Origin of the sequence: Janthinobacterium sp. 1_2014MBL_MicDiv (assembly GCF_001865675.1) — a bacterium.
Classification (GTDB): domain Bacteria; phylum Pseudomonadota; class Gammaproteobacteria; order Burkholderiales; family Burkholderiaceae_D; genus Janthinobacterium.
This window is the reverse complement of the sequence record NZ_CP011319.1, coordinates 6080934-6098107: the sequence shown is the minus strand read 5'-3', so window position 1 is coordinate 6098107 and position 17174 is coordinate 6080934. Positions and strand designations below refer to the sequence as shown.

The 17174-nt window shown below is 59.8% G+C and carries 20 protein-coding genes; 13 read left to right on the top strand and 7 right to left on the bottom strand.

Translation table 11 applies throughout. The features are described from left to right. Positions 1–39: 39 nt before the first annotated feature. From YQ44_RS26490 to YQ44_RS26475, 5 genes are all read right to left on the bottom strand, one after another. Positions 40–831 (bottom strand): EAL domain-containing protein, encoded by a 792-nt coding sequence (locus tag YQ44_RS26490; RefSeq protein WP_071325916.1) that lies wholly within the window; start codon positions 829–831, stop codon positions 40–42. Positions 832–876: 45 nt separating this feature from the next. After that, the gene (locus YQ44_RS26485) at positions 877–2034 is read right to left on the bottom strand and encodes an iron-containing alcohol dehydrogenase (protein ID WP_071325915.1); all 1158 of its coding nucleotides are present in this window, start codon (positions 2032–2034) and stop codon (positions 877–879) included. A 61-nt stretch (positions 2035–2095) separates the two neighbouring features. Beyond that, a complete protein-coding gene (locus tag YQ44_RS29210; protein ID WP_156894983.1) occupies positions 2096–2278 on the bottom strand; it encodes a hypothetical protein in 183 nt (60 codons plus the stop codon). Continuing rightward, positions 2269–2628 (bottom strand): NADH-quinone oxidoreductase subunit A, encoded by a 360-nt coding sequence (locus YQ44_RS26480; RefSeq protein WP_071325914.1) that lies wholly within the window; start codon positions 2626–2628, stop codon positions 2269–2271. The genes YQ44_RS29210 and YQ44_RS26480 overlap by 10 nt, the downstream gene beginning before the upstream one ends. An 86-nt stretch (positions 2629–2714) precedes the next feature. Next, complete coding sequence (locus tag YQ44_RS26475; RefSeq protein ID WP_442905873.1) at positions 2715–2978, bottom strand: DMT family transporter; 264 nt, start codon at positions 2976–2978, stop codon at positions 2715–2717. Positions 2979–3371: 393 nt separating this feature from the next. Between YQ44_RS26475 and mnmG the strand changes: the two genes are divergently transcribed. From mnmG to YQ44_RS26410, 13 genes are all read left to right on the top strand, one after another. Next, a complete protein-coding gene (gene mnmG / locus YQ44_RS26470) occupies positions 3372–5309 on the top strand; it encodes a tRNA uridine-5-carboxymethylaminomethyl(34) synthesis enzyme MnmG (RefSeq protein ID WP_071325912.1) in 1938 nt (645 codons plus the stop codon). After that, a complete protein-coding gene (rsmG, locus tag YQ44_RS26465) occupies positions 5306–5950 on the top strand; it encodes a 16S rRNA (guanine(527)-N(7))-methyltransferase RsmG (protein WP_071325911.1) in 645 nt (214 codons plus the stop codon). Before mnmG ends, rsmG begins: the two co-directional genes overlap by 4 nt. A gap of 169 nt (positions 5951–6119) precedes the next feature. Beyond that, positions 6120–6890: a ParA family protein gene (locus YQ44_RS26460; RefSeq protein ID WP_071325910.1), complete on the top strand. Its 771-nt coding sequence runs from the start codon at positions 6120–6122 to the stop codon at positions 6888–6890. Positions 6891–6954: 64 nt separating this feature from the next. After that, positions 6955–7839, top strand: coding sequence for a ParB/RepB/Spo0J family partition protein (locus YQ44_RS26455; protein WP_071325909.1), 885 nt, complete (start codon positions 6955–6957; stop codon positions 7837–7839). Between the two features lie 270 nt (positions 7840–8109). Beyond that, entirely contained in the window at positions 8110–8478 is a 369-nt protein-coding gene (locus YQ44_RS26450; RefSeq protein WP_071325908.1) for an ATP synthase subunit I, read from the top strand. Between the two features lie 51 nt (positions 8479–8529). Further along, positions 8530–9339, top strand: coding sequence for a F0F1 ATP synthase subunit A (gene atpB / locus YQ44_RS26445; protein ID WP_071325907.1), 810 nt, complete (start codon positions 8530–8532; stop codon positions 9337–9339). A 59-nt stretch (positions 9340–9398) separates the two neighbouring features. Further along, positions 9399–9677 (top strand): F0F1 ATP synthase subunit C, encoded by a 279-nt coding sequence (gene atpE / locus YQ44_RS26440; RefSeq protein ID WP_034752695.1) that lies wholly within the window; start codon positions 9399–9401, stop codon positions 9675–9677. A 43-nt stretch (positions 9678–9720) separates the two neighbouring features. Then, positions 9721–10191, top strand: coding sequence for a F0F1 ATP synthase subunit B (locus tag YQ44_RS26435; protein ID WP_071325906.1), 471 nt, complete (start codon positions 9721–9723; stop codon positions 10189–10191). Positions 10192–10193: 2 nt separating this feature from the next. Next, positions 10194–10739 (top strand): F0F1 ATP synthase subunit delta, encoded by a 546-nt coding sequence (locus YQ44_RS26430; RefSeq protein ID WP_034752699.1) that lies wholly within the window; start codon positions 10194–10196, stop codon positions 10737–10739. Between the two features lie 78 nt (positions 10740–10817). After that, the gene (atpA, locus tag YQ44_RS26425) at positions 10818–12359 is read left to right on the top strand and encodes a F0F1 ATP synthase subunit alpha (protein WP_034752701.1); all 1542 of its coding nucleotides are present in this window, start codon (positions 10818–10820) and stop codon (positions 12357–12359) included. Between the two features lie 62 nt (positions 12360–12421). Continuing rightward, on the top strand, positions 12422–13297 hold the full coding sequence (gene atpG, locus YQ44_RS26420; RefSeq protein ID WP_071325905.1) for a F0F1 ATP synthase subunit gamma: 876 nt from the start codon (positions 12422–12424) through the stop codon (positions 13295–13297). A 29-nt stretch (positions 13298–13326) separates the two neighbouring features. Then, positions 13327–14727, top strand: coding sequence for a F0F1 ATP synthase subunit beta (gene atpD / locus YQ44_RS26415; protein ID WP_034752705.1), 1401 nt, complete (start codon positions 13327–13329; stop codon positions 14725–14727). Between the two features lie 62 nt (positions 14728–14789). Continuing rightward, complete coding sequence (locus YQ44_RS26410; RefSeq protein ID WP_058050961.1) at positions 14790–15209, top strand: F0F1 ATP synthase subunit epsilon; 420 nt, start codon at positions 14790–14792, stop codon at positions 15207–15209. Between the two features lie 59 nt (positions 15210–15268). Here the strand turns inward: YQ44_RS26410 and rsgA are convergent, their stop codons facing one another. Beyond that, complete coding sequence (rsgA, locus tag YQ44_RS26405) at positions 15269–16336, bottom strand: ribosome small subunit-dependent GTPase A (RefSeq protein WP_071325904.1); 1068 nt, start codon at positions 16334–16336, stop codon at positions 15269–15271. Positions 16337–16606: 270 nt separating this feature from the next. Further along, complete coding sequence (locus YQ44_RS26400; RefSeq protein ID WP_071325903.1) at positions 16607–17161, bottom strand: hypothetical protein; 555 nt, start codon at positions 17159–17161, stop codon at positions 16607–16609. Positions 17162–17174 lie beyond the last annotated feature (13 nt).

Here is a 17174-nt window from a genome sequence, read left to right as displayed (position 1 = left end):
GCCTGTGGAACAAGCGGCCACATTTCACGTGGCCGTTTTTTATGCCCAGGCCGCCTCGGGGATCTGTCCCAGGCCCTGGAACACAGGCTGGGAAAACCAGTAGCCTTGCATCAAAGAAATGCCGCAGCTGGCGAGGAAGTCGCGCTCGGCGCGCGTCTCGATGCCTTCGGCCAGCACGCGGATGCCCAGCTCGCGGCACAGGCCGGCAACGGCGTGCACGATGGCCTGGCGCGGCGGCGAGGTGTCGATGTTGCGCACCAGGTCCATGTCGATCTTGACGATGTCGGGCTGGTATTCGGCCAGCAGGTTCAAGCCCGCATAGCCGGCGCCAAAATCATCGATGGCCGTCTGGAAGCCGAAGCGCCGGTAGGCGCGGAAAATCTCGACCAGGTGGGGGCGGTCCTGTACCCGTTCGCCTTCCGTTACTTCGAAGATGATCTTGTCGGTCGGGAAGTTGTACAAGGTGGCCGCTTCCAGGGTGCTGCGGATGCAGACGTCGGGACGGTACACGGCGTTGGGCAGGAAATTGATCGATAGAAAGCCTGGCATGCCCAGCCTGGCTGCGCCAGCGACGGCCTTGACGCGGCAGGCCTGGTCGAAGCGGTAGCGGTTTTCGTCGTTGACGTGCGCCAGCACGCTGGCGGCGCTTTCGCCATGCGGGCCGCGCACCAGCGCCTCGTGCGCATAGATGCTGCGCGTGTCCAGGTCGATGATGGGTTGATAGGCATACTCGAACGCAAAACCCAGCGGCGCGCTGTCGTGGCAGCCCGCACAGGTGCCGTGCGGAAAATTGGTCGTGTTGGCGTGAATGCGGATATCGGGAGGCGTCATGGCGGCAGTGTAGCAGGGCGGGCCATGCTAATCCCGTCTGCTGCTTCACAGTGCGGCCGCGTAGATGGCGCGCGCGTCGTCGCGCGTGACGGCGCGGGGATTGTTGCCGAGCAGCCGTGTCTGCAGCATGGCGGCGTCGGCCAGCCGGTCCAGGTCGCTGGCGTCGATGCCCACCTCGCGCAGCGTGCGTGCGATGCCGGTGGCCAGTGCGATATCGTGCAGGATGTCGATCAGCGTGTTGGCCCGCGCCTCGTCGCTGCCCGTGATGCCGGGCCGGAGCACGGTGGCCAGCTGCGCATACAGGGGCGCCGCGTGCGACAGGTTAAAGCGCAGCACGTGCGGCAGCACCAGTGCATTCGACAAGCCATGTGGCACGTGGAACAGGCCGCCGATCGGATAGGCAAGGGCGTGCACGGCCGCGACGGGCGCGTTGGAAAACGCCTGGCCGGCCAGCATGGCGCCCAGCAGCATGGCTTGCCGCGCCGGCAAGCTGGCCCCGTCCTGACAGGCGGCGACGAGGTTGGCCGACAGCAGCGACAACGCCTGCGTGGCGAGCATGTCGGACAGCGGGTTCTTGAGCAGGCGGCTGGTATAGGCTTCGATCGCATGCACCATGGCATCGATGCCCGTGGCGGCCGTCACGGGCGCAGGCAAGCCCAGGGTCAGGCTGGCGTCGAGGATGGCCAGGTCCGCATACAGTTGCGGCGCGACGACGCCCATCTTGGTGGTGGCGCCCGTGGTGACGATGGCGATGTTGGTGACTTCGGAGCCGGTGCCTGCCGTGGTCGGCAACTGCACGAGGGGCAGGCGCTGGCCCTGTACATTGCCGATGCCATACAGCTGCGCCAGGTCCTGGTGGCCAGGCGCCAGCACGGCCACCAGCTTGGCCACGTCGAGCGAGCTGCCGCCGCCGAGGCCGATAATCAGTTCCACGTGAAACATCTGCGCCATCGCCACGCCGGCCAATACGACGGCTTCGGGCGGATCGGCTTGCACCTCGGAAAACACATGCGTCTCGATGCCGGCCGCTTGCAAGCTGTGCAGGGGAAGGGCGGCCTGGCCCGTGCGCAAGAATCCCGCATCGGTGACGAGCAGGGCGCGGCGAACGAGGGGGAAGTGGCGGGCGACATGCGCGCCCAACTGGGCGGCGGCACCCGCCTCGATGATCAGATGGGGCACGGTGCGGAACTGGAAGGCGGACATGCCTGCTCCTGGCAGTAAGGACAGTCGCCAGCTTACTCCGCTTTCCAGCGCCATGTCTGTTTCACGTGGAACCGTTTATACCTGGCAGCAGGCCGGCCTGTCCCAGGCAGACGAGGAGCGACAGGCCGGATACCGCGGCCAGCACGCGGAAGGTGCGGGCATTCTTGCGGTACTCGCGCATGGCGGCATAGGCCAGGCCGATCCCCATCAACATATTCAGGAACAGCAGATTGCTCATTCCCATTCGAGCGCTCCTTTTTTCCACTCATATGCGAGGCCGATGGTCAGCACGGTGAGGAAGGCCATGATGGCCCAGAAGCCGAGCAGCCCCAGTTCCTTCACATTCGCCGCCCACGGCATGAGGAAGATCACTTCGATATCGAACAGGATGAACAGGATGGCGACCAGGTAGAAACGGATGTCGAACTTCATGCGTGCATCGCCGAACGCTTCGAAGCCGCATTCATATTGCGACAGCTTCTGCGCGTCGGGCTTGTGCGGTCCCAGCACGCGCCCCAGCAGCATGGGCACGATGCCGACCAGGATGCCGATGAGGATGAACAGCAGGACGGGAAAGTAGTTTTCGAGCAGCATGAGATTTCCTATGACGAGAATGAAACGGTGGGCGTGGCGGTGCCGCGCAGACGCGCTTGCGCCTGGCGGTACGCCGGTCAGGTGACTTAATGTGCCGAAGACATCTTCATCAGCACGATGCCGCAGACGATGAGGATGGCGGCGCAGACGCGCATAAAGCTCAGCTGTTCACCGAGCGCCACGATGCCGACGATGAAGGCGCCGATGGCGCCTATGCCGGTCCAGATCGTGTACGCCGTGCCCAGCGGAATGCTGCGCATGGCGAATGACAGCAAGCCGAAGCTGGCGATCATCATGACGAGGGTGATCAGGGAGGGGATGGGTTTGCTGAAGCCGTCGGAGAGCTTCATCGAATATGCCCAGACGACTTCAAAAATACCGGCGATGAATAAGAGTATCCAGACCACGGTGGCTCCTTGTGCAGAGCGGGCCGTCCCGGTGTGTTCCCATGATGGGGGAGGCCGTCCTCCAGAGCATCGTTCTGGCGGTCACGGGCGTGACCACGTTGGCGAACGATGGTGCGATTGTAGCGAAAAACGGGCGCGGCCGCCATCCCTGTCGTGCCTGGTACACGGCAGCCGTGGCCAGCATGTGTGTTTCACGTGGAACAAAAAAGCCTGTTGTACAGGGCTTGCTGAGTAAAAATTAAGCAAAAATTGGCCTGTCGAAGGTTGCGCTTGCAAAAAGACTCTATAATCGGAGCTCTCTTCTCGCATTTTTACTTGCACTGTTACCTATTTATCATGTTATTTCCTACAGAATTCGACGTCATCGTTGTCGGTGGTGGTCACGCCGGTACCGAGGCGGCCCTCGCTTCCGCCCGCATGGGGCAGAAGACGCTATTGCTCACGCATAATATTGAGACACTGGGCCAGATGTCGTGCAATCCCTCCATCGGTGGCATCGGCAAGGGCCACCTGGTCAAGGAGGTCGATGCCATGGGCGGCGCGATGGCCATCGCCACCGACGAGTCCGGCATCCAGTTCCGCATCCTGAATTCCTCGAAAGGCCCGGCAGTACGCGCCACGCGCGCCCAGGCCGACCGCATTCTCTACAAGGCCGCCATCCGCTCGCGCCTGGAAAACCAGCCCAATCTGTGGCTGTTCCAGCAAGCCGTCGATGACTTGATCGTCGAAGGCGACCGGGTCGTTGGCGCCGTGACGCAGATCGGCCTGAAGTTCCTCGCGCGCGCCGTCGTGCTGACGGCCGGCACCTTCCTCGATGGCAAGATCCACGTGGGCCTGAACAACTACTCGGCTGGCCGCGCCGGCGACCCGCCCGCCATCTCGCTGTCGGCCCGTCTGAAGGAATTGAAACTGCCGCAGGGCCGCCTGAAAACGGGCACGCCGCCGCGCATCGACGGTCGCACGATCGACTTTTCCGTGATGCAGGAACAGCCGGGCGACCTCGATCCCGTGCCCGTCTTCTCGGTGATGGGCAACACGGCCATGCACCCGCGCCAGGTGCCGTGCTGGGTCACGCACACGAATGCGCAGACGCACGACATCATCCGCGCCGGCCTCGACCGCAGCCCCATGTACACGGGCGTCATCGAAGGCGTCGGTCCCCGCTATTGCCCGTCGATCGAAGACAAGATCCACCGTTTCTCGGGCAAGGAATCGCACCAGATCTTCCTCGAGCCGGAAGGCTTGACGACGCACGAGTTCTATCCGAACGGCATCTCGACGAGCCTGCCGTTCGACGTGCAGATCGCCCTCGTGCAATCGATGAAGGGCATGGAAAACGCGCACATCCTGCGTCCCGGCTATGCCATCGAATACGATTATTTCGACCCGCGCGGCCTGAAAGCCTCGCTGGAAACGAAGGCCGTCGCCGGCCTGTTCTTCGCCGGCCAGATCAATGGCACCACGGGCTACGAGGAAGCAGCCGCGCAAGGCATGCTGGCGGGCCTGAATGCGGCCTTGCTGACGCAGGACAAGGACGCCTGGGTACCGGGCCGCTCCGAGGCCTATCTGGGCGTGCTGGTCGACGATCTGATCACGCAGGGCGTGCAGGAACCGTACCGCATGTTCACCAGCCGCGCCGAGTACCGCCTGAGCCTGCGCGAAGACAATGCCGACATGCGCCTGACGGAAATCGGCCGCGCCCTGGGCTGCGTCGGCGACGCCCAGTGGCAGGCCTTCGAGACCAAGCGCGAAGCGGTGGCGCTGGAACTCGAGCGCCTGCGTTCCACATGGGTCAATCCACGCATCCTGGCAGCTGCCGAGTCGGAGCGCATCGTTGGCCAGGCCATCGAGCGCGAATATTCGCTGGCGGACTTGCTGCGCCGCCCGAACGTGGCCTACGACACCCTGATGAGCATGACGGGCGTCGAAGGCCAGGCCCTGGCCGGCCCCGGCGTGGCGGATCCCGCCGTGCGCGAACAGGTGGAAATCCAGCTCAAGTATGCGGGCTACATCGAGCGCCAGAGCAAGGAAATCGAGCGCCATGAACATTATGAAAACCTGGCCTTGCCCGAGGGTTTCAATTACCTCGATATCGGTGCGCTGTCGGTCGAAGTGCGGCAAAAACTCGACAAGCAGCGCCCGGAAACCCTGGGCCAGGCATCGCGTATTTCCGGCGTGACGCCGGCGGCGATTTCGCTGCTGCTGGTGCACTTGAAAAAGCGCGGTTTCGGTGCCGCGCAGACCACCACTTTAAAGGACGAGGTTGTTGAATGAAGCAGTTTGACCGGGCCGCACTGGCCCAGATTTTGAATGAAGGCATCGCCGCGCTGGGGCTGGAGCTGAGCGCGGATCAGACGGAAAAACTGCTCGATTACCTGGCCTTGCTGGCCAAATGGAATAGCGTGTACAACCTGACGTCGGTGCGCGATCCCATGCAGATGCTGACCCTGCACGTGCTCGATTCGCTGGCCGCCGTACCGGCGTTCGCGGAGGCGAAAAACGTGCTCGACGTGGGTGCCGGTGGCGGCTTGCCGGGCATGGTATTGGCCATCGCGCGGCCCGATGTGAAGGTGTCGATGATCGACACCGTGCACAAGAAGACGGCATTCTTGACGCAAGTGAAGGCGGAACTGGGCCTGGCCAACGTCACCGTGTACACGAAGCGGGTGGAACAGCTGGAAGTGAAGCGGAAATTCGACGTGATCACCTCGCGCGCCTTCGCCGACCTGTCGGACTTCGTCAACTGGTCGGGCCACGTGCTGGAGGAGGGCGGTCAATTCATCGCCTTGAAGGGCGTGGCGCCGCCAGACGAGCGCGAGCGACTGCCAGCGGAATGGCGAGTTACGGAGCTACGCGCAATCGCGGTGCCAGGGCTAAATGCAGAGCGTCATCTGGTCTTTATAGCAAGAGTTTAAGCGCCGGAAAATTAAACGATATAAATCATATAAATGGTTTATACGGTATAAATCATATAAACCGTATAAACGATTTATATCGTATAAATGAAATAAACAGTATAAATCGTTTCGGTAAAAATGCCGGGGCGCACGATGAAGTTTGCATCTCTTTACAACTAGAAGATACATGGCCAAAATTTTTTGTGTAGCAAATCAAAAGGGTGGTGTTGGTAAAACCACAACAAGTGTCAACCTCTCCGCCGGTCTGGCCAAGTTGAACCAGCGCGTGCTGCTGGTCGACCTCGACCCGCAGGGCAATGCGACCATGGGTGCCGGCATCAACAAGGCCGGCCTGAAGGCGTCCACCTATGAAGTGATGCTGGGCGAGTCCGATGTCAAAACGGCACGCCAGCGTTCGGAAGCGGGGCGCTTCGATGTCTTGCCGTCGAACCGCGAGCTGGCCGGCGCCGAAGTGGAGATGGTCGAGCTGGACAACCGCGAACGCCGCCTGAAGGAGGCGCTGGCCGAAGTGGACGACGAATACGACTTCATCCTCGTCGATTGCCCACCGGCATTATCGATGCTGACCCTGAACGGCCTGTGCGCCGCGCATGGCGTGATCATCCCGATGCAGTGCGAGTACTACGCGCTCGAAGGCCTGTCCGATCTGGTCAACACCATCAAGAAGGTGCATGCGAACCTGAACCCGGACTTGAAGATCATCGGCCTGTTGCGCGTGATGTTCGATCCACGCATGACATTATCGCAACAAGTGTCGGCGCAGCTGGAACAGCACTTCGGCGACAAGGTCTTCAATACCATCATCCCGCGCAATGTGCGCCTGGCCGAAGCGCCATCGTACGGCTTGCCCGGCGTGACCTTCGACCCGAGCTCGAAAGGTGCCCAGGCGTATATCGCCTTCGGCGCCGAGATGGTCGAACGCATCAAACATATGTAAACAAGGGGCGAGCGCCTGCACATTATGATGTGAGCGCTTACTCTGAAAACACGATTAGGACAGCATGGCTACGAAAAAATTAAAAGGACTGGGTCGCGGACTCGACGCCCTGTTGGGCGGCGGCGGCGACTTCGCCAGTCCGGACACGCATCAACCGTCGAACTTGCCCGTGTCACAAATGCAAGCCGGCAAGTACCAGCCGCGCACGCGCATGGATGAAGGGGCCTTGAATGAACTGGCCGCCTCGATCAAGGCGCAGGGGCTGATGCAGCCCATCCTGGTGCGCCCGATCGGGCAGGATACCCTCAGCGGCGCGATTAAATATGAAATCATCGCCGGTGAACGCCGTTTCCGCGCCTCGCAACTGGCCGGCCTGACGGAAGTGCCGGTGCTGGTGCGCGATGTGGACGACCTGGCCGCGGCTGCCATGGCGCTGATCGAGAATATCCAGCGCGAAGACCTGAACCCGCTGGAAGAGGCGCAGGGCATCCACCGCCTGATCGCCGACTTCAGTTTTACGCATGAGCAAGCGGCCACTGCGCTGGGACGCTCGCGCAGCGCTGTCTCCAACCTGCTGCGCCTGATGAATCTGGCCAGTCCCGTGCAGACCATGCTGATGGCCGGCGATATCGACATGGGCCACGCGCGCGCGCTGCTGGCCGTCGACGCGGCCAGCCAGATCACCCTGGCGAACCAGGTCGTGGCCAAGCGTCTGTCGGTGCGCGAAACGGAAAAGCTGGTGACGCGCACGCTCGAGGAAGCGGCGAATCCGGTCGAGCCGCGGCAGAAGGAGAAGTCCGGCGATATCGCGCGCCTGGAAGAGGAATTGTCCGACGTCCTGGCCACGCCCGTGATTTTTAAAATGGGCAATAAGGGCCGCGGCCAATTGGTGATCGATTTTGCGGACCTGGACGTGCTTGATGGGGTATTGGCCCGCTTGCGTGGTTAAATAGCAAGTTGCAAAGATAGGGGAAATGGCGGCCTGGACAAGTCGTTAACGCTTTCCAGGCGCATCACGTAATTCCTTGATAACACGGCTGGAAGCGGCCCGGCAAGCGACTTTGCCATATAGTGGTGCAAATGGCGGCGAATAGTCGGTAAAGCGTCAGTTTCGCGCAGCAATTGCCCTGCTGCGGTGCAGCAACGTTTGACTCTATAGATCAAAGCCAACTATAATCCCGTGTCTTTGCGTGTGTAGATTTTTCCGGGAACCTGGCAATTGAGTGATTCACAACAAAATATTGCCAAACCTGTCTACAAAGTAGTTGCTTTGCAGCTCGCAATCGCTATCAGTTTTGCCACGGTCACCCTGTTTTTCGGTGGCAGTGTGAGAGGCTGGTCCGCCGCATACGGCGGCGCTATCGCAGTCATCGGTAGCCTGGTGTATGCCATGCTGGTCGTTCGCGGTTCTAGCGACGCCAACAAGGTATTCCGGGCGCATTTGCGCGCAGAAGTGGTGAAAATATTTATCACAGCGGTGCTCTTTATCTTGGCACTGGTGTTGTTTCAGTCGGCCGCCTGGTTATGGCTGATCTTGGGTTTCGCGGTGGCAACCTTAGCATACTGGTTTTCATTGCTCGCTGTTTAATCATTGGTTTTGGGGCCTGTTGTGCTCTGAAACGACAAATCTAAATTCATTATGACCACAGAACACGCTATTGAAGCGGGCCATGCTGCCCCGGCCAACGCCACAGAATACATCAGCCACCATCTGGCTCACCTACGCAATGCCGAAGGCACGATCAATCTGGATACGTTCTGGATTTCGGCCATTCTGGGCTTTGTCTTCCTCGGTGTCTTCTACATGGCTTCGCGTCGTGCCACTGCCGGCGTGCCTGGCAAGTTGCAAAACTTCGTCGAAATGGTCATGGAAATCGTCAATGACACTATTAATGGGGCCTTCCACGCGAAAAGCAAGGTCATCGCGCCGCTGGCCATCACTATTTTTGTCTGGGTCTGGTTGTTGAACGCAATGGACTTCCTGCCTGTTGACCTGTTGCCGAAGATCCTCAGCTGGTTTGGCGTGCATAAGCTGCGCGCCGTGCCGACCGCCGACGTCAACCACACCTTCGCCATGTCGCTGTCGGTCGTGCTGTGCGTGATCGCCTTCTCGATCAAGGCCAAGGGCCTGGGCGGCTGGATCAAGGAACTGTTCACGGCGCCGTTCCATGCGAGCGGCCTGATCGGCACGATCGCCTTGGCACCCGTCAATTTCTTGCTGCAAATGGTTGAGTTGGTTGCAAAACTGATCTCCCTGTCGCTGCGACTGTTCGGCAATATGTATGCCGGCGAACTGATTTTCATCTTGATCGCGTTGTTGCCTTGGTGGGCACAGTGGGCGTTGGGTGGTCCATGGGCAATTTTCCATATCTTGATTGTAACTTTGCAAGCTTTTGTGTTTATGGCGTTGACGGTTGTGTATCTGAGCCTCGCGGTTGAGAAACATTAATCATTAACTTTATATTTTGTTTTTTTAGTATCTTTCGTTTTTAAATTTAGGAGAATTTTATGCAAGCTCTGATCGCACAAGTACAAAGCATGACCGTTCTGGCAGCAGCAATCATCATCGGCCTGGCCGCAATCGGCACCGCTCTGGGCTTCGCTATCTTGGGTGGCAAATTCCTGGAAGCTTCGGCACGTCAACCAGAACTGATGCCACAACTGCAAACCAAACTGTTCGTTATCGCTGGTCTGCTGGATGCTATCTCGATGATCGGCGTTGGTGTTGCTCTGCTGTACACGTTCGCTAACCCGTTCCTGTCCGCTCTGACGGCTGTTGCTCAGTAATTCGCTCCAACCCTAGGAGAAACTTTTAGTTAGGAGCAAAGGTATGGACATCAATATGTCGCTCATCGGCCAGATGATCACCTTCGCGGTGTTGGTCTGGTTCTCGATGAAGTTCGTATTTCCAGCGCTGAACAACGCGCTGGATGAGCGTGCCAAACGAATCGCGGATGGATTGGCTGCTGCCGATCAAGGTCAAGCTTCGATGGCTGTCGCTGAAAAGCGTGCGCAAGAGGCATTGAACAGTGCACGTGAAGAAGCTTCGCAACGCGTTGCGGACGCTGAAAAGCGCGCGCAGCTGGTTGCTGAAGAGATCAAGCAAAATGCACAAGCTGAAGCTGCGCGTATCATTGCGCAAGCCCAGTCGGACGCCGAACAGCAACTGTCGAAAGCACGCGAACAATTGCGCGCTCAGGTGGCTGACCTGGCTGTCAAGGGTGCCGAGCAGATCTTGAAGCGTGAAGTAAACCCAACGGCTCACGCCGAAATGTTGCAGCGTCTTGCTGTCGAGCTGTAATCATGGCAGAACTCGCAACCGTCGCCCGTCCCTACGCGGAAGCTTTGTTCCGCGTAGCCCAAGCTGGTAAGGAGTCAAGCAACCTCGCGGCGTGGTCCGAACTGGTGTCCGAACTGGCACAGATCGGTAGCCACCCCGAGGTACAGGCGTACGCGCGCAATCCGAAAGTTTCGGAAAGCGACGTCGCCGCCACCATCCTGTCGTTGTTGAAATCGCCGCTCAATGAGGAAGTGAAAAACTTCGTCACCATGTTGATCGAAAATGGCCGCATCAGCCTGCTGCCGGAAATCGGCGCGCAATTCCATGCCTTGAAAAATGGCCTGGAAGGTGCGGCTGACGCCGAGATCACGAGCGCTTTCGATCTGAGCGAAGGCCAAACGGCCGAGCTGGTCGCAACGCTGGAAAAGAAATTCAGTCGTAAGCTCAACCCTGCCGTCACAGTGGATCCATCGCTGCTCGGCGGCGTGCGCGTGGTTGTTGGCGACCAAGTGCTCGACACCTCGGTGCGCGCCAAGCTGCAGCAACTGCACGCTGCACTGGTGTCGTAAGACACGCGCTTCGGCAGGCCAGCTAAGACAGACCCTTACCCCTCGCGCAAGCTGAGAGAAACACTTTTAGGAGTTAGTATGCAACTCAACCCATCTGAAATCAGCGAGTTGATCAAGAGCCGGATCCAAGGTCTTGACGGCGGCGCTGAAGTGCGTAATCAAGGCACGGTTATTTCCGTCGCCGACGGTATCTGCCGCATCCACGGTTTGTCGGACGTGATGCAAGGCGAGATGCTGGAATTCCCAGGCAACACGTTTGGCCTGGCCATGAATCTGGAACGCGACTCCGTCGGCTCCGTGATTCTGGGTGCCTACGAGCACATCTCCGAAGGCGACACGGTGAAATGCACCGGCCGCATTCTGGAAGTGCCAGTCGGTCCTGAGCTGCTCGGCCGCGTAGTCAACGCGCTGGGTCAGCCGATCGACGGCAAAGGCGCCATCGAAACCAAACTGACGGCCGCGATTGAAAAAATCGCTCCGGGCGTGATCGCCCGTGAATCCGTGTCGCAACCGATGCAAACCGGCCTGAAGTCGATCGATGCGATGGTTCCAGTTGGCCGCGGCCAGCGCGAACTGATCATCGGCGACCGTCAAACCGGCAAGTCGGCCGTGGCGATTGATGCGATCATCAATCAAAAAGGCCAGGGCATGAAATGTATCTACGTCGCGATTGGCCAAAAAGCCTCGTCGATCAAGAACATCGTGCGCTCGCTGGAACAGCACGGCGCGATGGAATACACCATCGTTGTCGCCGCTTCCGCTTCGGAATCGGCCGCCATGCAATACATCTCGCCGTACTCCGGTTGCGCCATGGGCGAATACTTCCGTGACCGCGGTGAAGATGCACTGATCGTCTACGATGATCTGTCGAAACAAGCTGTTGCATACCGTCAAATCTCGCTGCTGCTGCGCCGTCCACCAGGTCGCGAAGCGTACCCAGGCGACGTGTTCTACCTGCACAGCCGCCTGCTGGAACGCGCAGCGCGCGTGAACGCCGACTACGTCGAGAAGTTCACCGACGGCGCCGTCAAAGGCAAGACCGGTTCCCTGACGGCACTGCCGATCATTGAAACGCAAGCTGGCGACGTGTCCGCATTCGTTCCAACCAACGTGATTTCGATTACCGACGGTCAGATCTTCCTGGAAACCTCGCTGTTCAACGCCGGTATCCGTCCTGCAATTAACGCCGGTATTTCCGTATCGCGCGTCGGTGGTGCCGCCCAGACCAAGGTCATCAAAAACCTGTCCGGCGGTATCCGTACCGACTTGGCGCAGTACCGTGAACTGGCCGCGTTTGCGCAGTTCGCTTCGGACCTGGATGAATCGACCCGCAAGCAGCTGGACCGCGGCGCGCGCGTAACGGAATTGCTCAAGCAAGCCCAATACTCGCCACTGTCGATCTCGCTGATGGCCGTATCGCTGTTCTCGGTGAACAAGGGCTTCATGGACGACGTGCCAGTCAAGCAAGTGCTGTCGTTCGAAGCTGGTGTCCACGCTTACATGAAGACCAAGCAAGCTGCTCTGCTGGCCAAGATCGAAGAAACCAAGCAACTCGACAAAGACAGCGAAGCAACTCTGTCGGCGGCCATTGCTGATTTCAAGAAATCCGGCGCATATTAAGCGGCCAGGCGGCGCCCACCTCGAGTGAGGCGCCGCCCTACGCGCAGAAGGAGTAAGGACTCATGGCATCAAGCAAAGAGATACGAGGCAAGATCAAGAGCGTAGAGAATACGAAGAAGATCACCAAGGCGATGGAAATGGTCGCCGCGTCCAAAATGCGCAAGGCGCAAGACCGGATGCGGGCCGCTCGTCCCTATAGTGACAAGATTCGGAATATCGCCGCCAATCTGGCGACCGCCAATCCGGAATACACGCACCCGTTCCTGGCAGCTGCCCAGGGTACGCAAGCGAAGGCAGTAGGTTTCATCGTTGTCACGACCGACAAGGGTCTGTGCGGCGGCATGAACACCAACATCCTGCGCCAGGTGACGTCGAAGTCGCGCGAGCTGGAAGCAGCTGGCAATCGGGTTGAAGCAGTTGCCATCGGTAACAAGGGTTTGGGTTTTTTGAATCGCATCGGCGTCAAGATCGTCGCCTCTGCCATTCAGACCGGTGATACGCCCCACCTGGACAAACTGATCGGACCTGTCAAGGTCATGCTCGAAGAGTTCCAGGCAGGCAAGCTCGACGCAGTGTACCTGTGCTATACCAAATTCATCAACACGATGAAGCAGGAGCCAGTGGTCGAACAGTTGCTGCCATTGACGGCCGACAAGATGGTCGCCGACAAGAGCGCACACTCGTGGGATTACATCTACGAGCCGGATGCGCAAAGCATCATCGACGAATTGCTGGAGCGCTATGTAGAAGCGCTGGTGTACCAGGCAGTCGCGGAGAATCTGGCGTCCGAGCAATCGGCACGGATGGTCGCGATGAAAGCTGCAAGCGACAACGCGGGTAGTGTGATCGGCGAATTGAAGCTGATCTACAACAAGACCCGCCAAGCTGCGATTACCAAAGAACTCTCCGAAATCGTCGCCGGTGCGGCTGCGGTTTAAACGAATTTAACTATATTGAAGGAACGAACATGGCTGATGGCAAAATCGTTCAGTGTATCGGCGCTGTGGTGGACGTTGAGTTTCCCCGCAACGCGATGCCTAAGGTATTTGATGCCTTGAAGATGGCAGGCTCGGAACTGACCCTGGAAGTACAACAGCAGTTGGGCGACGGCATTGTCCGTACCATTGCACTCGGCTCGTCCGATGGCCTGCGTCGCGGCATGATGATTCAAAATACCGGCAAACCTATCATGGTGCCAGTCGGTAAAGCAACCCTGGGTCGCATCATGGACGTGCTGGGTAACCCGATCGACGAATGCGGCCCCGTGTCGCACGAGCAGATCGCGTCGATCCACCGCACCGCTCCTGCATACGACGAACTGTCGCCATCGCAAGAACTGCTGGAAACCGGCATCAAGGTGATCGACCTGGTTTGCCCGTTTGCAAAAGGCGGTAAAGTTGGTCTGTTCGGCGGCGCTGGCGTAGGCAAGACCGTGAACATGATGGAACTGATTAACAACATCGCCAAGGCGCACAGCGGCGTGTCCGTGTTCGCCGGCGTCGGTGAGCGTACCCGTGAAGGTAACGACTTCTACCACGAGATGGCTGACGCGAAAGTGGTCGATCTGGAAAATCCAGAGAACTCCAAAGTCGCGATGGTCTACGGTCAGATGAATGAACCGCCAGGTAACCGTCTGCGCGTTGCGCTGACCGGCCTGACGATCGCTGAATCGTTCCGTGATGAAGGCAAGGACGTGTTGTTCTTCGTCGACAACATCTACCGCTTCACCCTGGCCGGTACCGAAGTTTCGGCACTGCTGGGCCGTATGCCGTCGGCTGTGGGTTACCAACCGACCCTGGCGGAAGAAATGGGCCGTCTGCAAGAGCGTATCACGTCGACCAAGACCGGTTCGATCACCTCGATCCAGGCCGTCTACGTTCCAGCCGATGATTACACCGATCCATCGCCTGCTACCACATTTGCTCACTTGGATTCGACCGTTGCGCTGTCGCGTGACATCGCTTCCCTGGGTATCTACCCAGCCGTGGACCCACTGGATTCGACCTCGCGTCAGCTCGATCCGTTGATCGTCGGTCAAGAGCACTACGACACCGCGCGTGCCGTGCAAACGACCCTGCAACGCTACAAGGAATTGCGCGACATTATCGCGATTCTGGGCATGGACGAGCTGGCACCGGAAGACAAACTGCTGGTAGCCCGCGCACGTAAGATGCAGCGTTTCCTGTCGCAGCCTTTCCACGTCGCTGAAGTCTTTACCGGCGCGCCTGGTAAATACGTTTCGCTCAAAGACACGATCAAGGGCTTCAAAATGATCGCTTCGGGCGAACTCGATCACCTGCCGGAACAAGCGTTCTACATGGTCGGCACGATCGAAGAAGCAATCGAAAAAGCCAAGAAACTTAACTAAGTTAAGTCTGGGCCTAACCCCGCCCGTTACACGGCGGGGTTCTTCAACCCGATAGGACACACATGGCACACACAATTCACGTTGACGTGGTTTCCGCTGAAGAACTGATTTTTTCAGGCGAAGCAGAATTCGTCGCGTTGCCGGGTGAACAGGGCGAGCTGGGTATCTACCCACGCCACACGCCTTTGATTACCCGCATCCGTCCGGGCGCGGTCCGCATCAAGGTAGTCGGCCAGGCTGAAGAAGAGTTCGTCTTCGTTGCCGGCGGCCTTCTGGAAGTGCAACCGGATACCGTGACCGTCCTGGCCGATACCGCGATCCGCGGTCACGACCTCGACGAAGCGAAAGCGCTGGAAGCGAAGAAGTTGGCGGAAGAAAATATCCACAACAAGGATTCGGGCATCGACTACGCGCAAGCGCAAGCCGAGCTGGCCAGCGCGATTGCGCAGCTGGCAGCGATCCAGAAGCTGCGCAAGATTTAATCGATCTGCGCCGCGCAAGAAAGGCAGCCTCCGGGCTGCCTTTTTTTATGCTTTGACGATCATTCCTGGCGCTTCTGCCTGCTCCTTTCCTGTCCCGCCTTCAATATCGTCTTCCACTTGGCGCGCGCGGCGATGCGCTCGAGCGGTGTCTCTTCGCTACGGTGCGCGTCGCGCAGCAGCTTGTGATAATTGCGCAGGCGGTCCGCGTCGACGGCGCCGCGCACGGCGCAACCGGGTTCGCGGTCGTGACGGCAGTCGCGGAACTGGCATGTTGCCGCCAGCGCCGCGATGTCGTCGAAGGTGGCGGCCAGGGTCTGCGCATCGGCGTCGGCCTGCCAGCTGCGCAGGCCCGGCGTATCGATGATGCAGGCGCCGCCGGCGCACAGGTGCAGGGAACGGACCGTCGTCGTATGGCGGCCGCGGCCATCGCCATGGCGCACGCCGCTGGTTGCCTGTTCCGCCATGCACAGGGTATTGGTCAGGCTGGACTTGCCGGCGCCCGATGAACCGAGCAGCACCAGGGTCTGGCCCGGGTCCAGCCAGGGTTCCAGGATGGCCACGTCGTACGCATGGCGCGTGTCGACGGCAAACAGGGGCACGTGGGATGGCAGGCGCTGCTTGAGCAGGGCCAGCTTGTCCGCCACGTCGTCGGCCACGTCGGCCTTGCTCAGCACCACCACGGGCGCGACCTGGGCCGCCAGCACGATGGCCAGATAGCGCTCCAGGCGGCGCGGGTTGAAGTCCGCGTCCAGTCCCATCACCAGCAGGGCCGTATCGACATTGCAGGCCAATAGCTGGCGCCGGCCGTCATTGCCACGCCGGGCGATCTGCGTGAGCGGGGATAAGCGCGCAGTTATCCACAGCATGCCGTGCGCATCGTGTTCGGCGGCGACCCAGTCGCCGACGGCGACGATGGTGTCTTGTGCCTGCAGATCATGTAGCAGGCGCGGCAGGATCTGCGCCGGGTTTTCCTGCAAGCCATCGTGCACGAGGAGGCTGTCGCGGTGCACGGCGCTCACGCGCATCAGCTGCGTGCTGGGCGGGAGGGTGTCGAGTTGGGCGGCTGCGCTGGCGATGGCCTGCTGCAGTCCGATGGGGCGTAGTTGCGCAAAATCGAGTGCGATCATGGTAGCGTGATTCCGTATTCTGTCGTCCGCGTGCGGACGTATCGCCTGCGCGTGCAGGCACCGCCAGTCAGTGACTGGCACGAAAGAAGAGGGAAGTCGGCTACGCGATCACGCGCAGGGGTAAAACGGCGTCAGTGCAGTATGACTGCAGACTGGAACGATCGTGATCAGGCAGCCGACAGCACGGCAGTATCCGAATGGCGCATGTTGTCTACTCCTGTTGTGTGATGGAAAACGCCAGTGTGCCAGCGGCGCGCGCCGGCGTCAACATCAGCTGCACATGCCGTAGGCCTGGCGTTCGGGGAAATAGCGGTAGGTAAATGTGCGCACCGGGTAGCGCTTGCCGCCGACGAGCATGTCGGGCATCGATAAATCAAAGCGCTGCGGCAGCTGGCGCGGCAGCTGCAAGCGCAGCCGCCACTGGGTTTCCTTGCTGTTGCCGACGGCGGAAAACATGATGGGCAGTTTTTCGATGACGTCGACGATTTCCGCCTTCTGGTTCATGCCGCGCTGGTAGATGGTCAGCACCTTCGCCTCGGCGAACGGCGGCTGGTGCGGCTCTTCCAGCAGGAAGGACAGGCGCGTGAAGCTGGCCTGGGTGCCGACGGGCAAGGTGAAGATCAGCGCCAGTTCCGTGCCGCCTTCCTTCAGCGTGACGGGGGGCGTCGCATACACGCTGATACCGCGTGGCAGTTCGAAGCGCGAACCTTCCGTCCACGTCTTGCATTCGGGCGTGGTGGCCTGGTACAGGCTGGGCGCCGTGTAATCGTTGCAGGCGGAGACCAGCAGCAGCAGTGGCAGGGCAAGGAAGGCGGAACGGCGCATGGGAGTCACGGTT

What these genes read in the sequence shown, in the direction of transcription:
- YQ44_RS26490 (WP_071325916.1), bottom strand. Translation starts at nt 831, where the DNA reads ATGACGCCTCCCGATATCCGCATTCACGCCAACACGACCAATTTTCCG.
- YQ44_RS26485 (WP_071325915.1), bottom strand. Translation starts at nt 2,034, where the DNA reads ATGTCCGCCTTCCAGTTCCGCACCGTGCCCCATCTGATCATCGAGGCG.
- YQ44_RS29210 (WP_156894983.1), bottom strand. Translation starts at nt 2,278, where the DNA reads ATGGGAATGAGCAATCTGCTGTTCCTGAATATGTTGATGGGGATCGGC.
- YQ44_RS26480 (WP_071325914.1), bottom strand. Translation starts at nt 2,628, where the DNA reads ATGCTGCTCGAAAACTACTTTCCCGTCCTGCTGTTCATCCTCATCGGC.
- YQ44_RS26475 (WP_442905873.1), bottom strand. Translation starts at nt 2,978, where the DNA reads ATGAAGCTCTCCGACGGCTTCAGCAAACCCATCCCCTCCCTGATCACC.
- mnmG (WP_071325912.1), top strand. Translation starts at nt 3,372, where the DNA reads ATGTTATTTCCTACAGAATTCGACGTCATCGTTGTCGGTGGTGGTCAC.
- rsmG (WP_071325911.1), top strand. Translation starts at nt 5,306, where the DNA reads ATGAAGCAGTTTGACCGGGCCGCACTGGCCCAGATTTTGAATGAAGGC.
- YQ44_RS26460 (WP_071325910.1), top strand. Translation starts at nt 6,120, where the DNA reads ATGGCCAAAATTTTTTGTGTAGCAAATCAAAAGGGTGGTGTTGGTAAA.
- YQ44_RS26455 (WP_071325909.1), top strand. Translation starts at nt 6,955, where the DNA reads ATGGCTACGAAAAAATTAAAAGGACTGGGTCGCGGACTCGACGCCCTG.
- atpB (WP_071325907.1), top strand. Translation starts at nt 8,530, where the DNA reads ATGACCACAGAACACGCTATTGAAGCGGGCCATGCTGCCCCGGCCAAC.
- atpE (WP_034752695.1), top strand. Translation starts at nt 9,399, where the DNA reads ATGCAAGCTCTGATCGCACAAGTACAAAGCATGACCGTTCTGGCAGCA.
- YQ44_RS26435 (WP_071325906.1), top strand. Translation starts at nt 9,721, where the DNA reads ATGGACATCAATATGTCGCTCATCGGCCAGATGATCACCTTCGCGGTG.
- YQ44_RS26430 (WP_034752699.1), top strand. Translation starts at nt 10,194, where the DNA reads ATGGCAGAACTCGCAACCGTCGCCCGTCCCTACGCGGAAGCTTTGTTC.
- atpA (WP_034752701.1), top strand. Translation starts at nt 10,818, where the DNA reads ATGCAACTCAACCCATCTGAAATCAGCGAGTTGATCAAGAGCCGGATC.
- atpG (WP_071325905.1), top strand. Translation starts at nt 12,422, where the DNA reads ATGGCATCAAGCAAAGAGATACGAGGCAAGATCAAGAGCGTAGAGAAT.
- atpD (WP_034752705.1), top strand. Translation starts at nt 13,327, where the DNA reads ATGGCTGATGGCAAAATCGTTCAGTGTATCGGCGCTGTGGTGGACGTT.
- YQ44_RS26410 (WP_058050961.1), top strand. Translation starts at nt 14,790, where the DNA reads ATGGCACACACAATTCACGTTGACGTGGTTTCCGCTGAAGAACTGATT.
- rsgA (WP_071325904.1), bottom strand. Translation starts at nt 16,336, where the DNA reads ATGATCGCACTCGATTTTGCGCAACTACGCCCCATCGGACTGCAGCAG.
- YQ44_RS26400 (WP_071325903.1), bottom strand. Translation starts at nt 17,161, where the DNA reads ATGCGCCGTTCCGCCTTCCTTGCCCTGCCACTGCTGCTGCTGGTCTCC.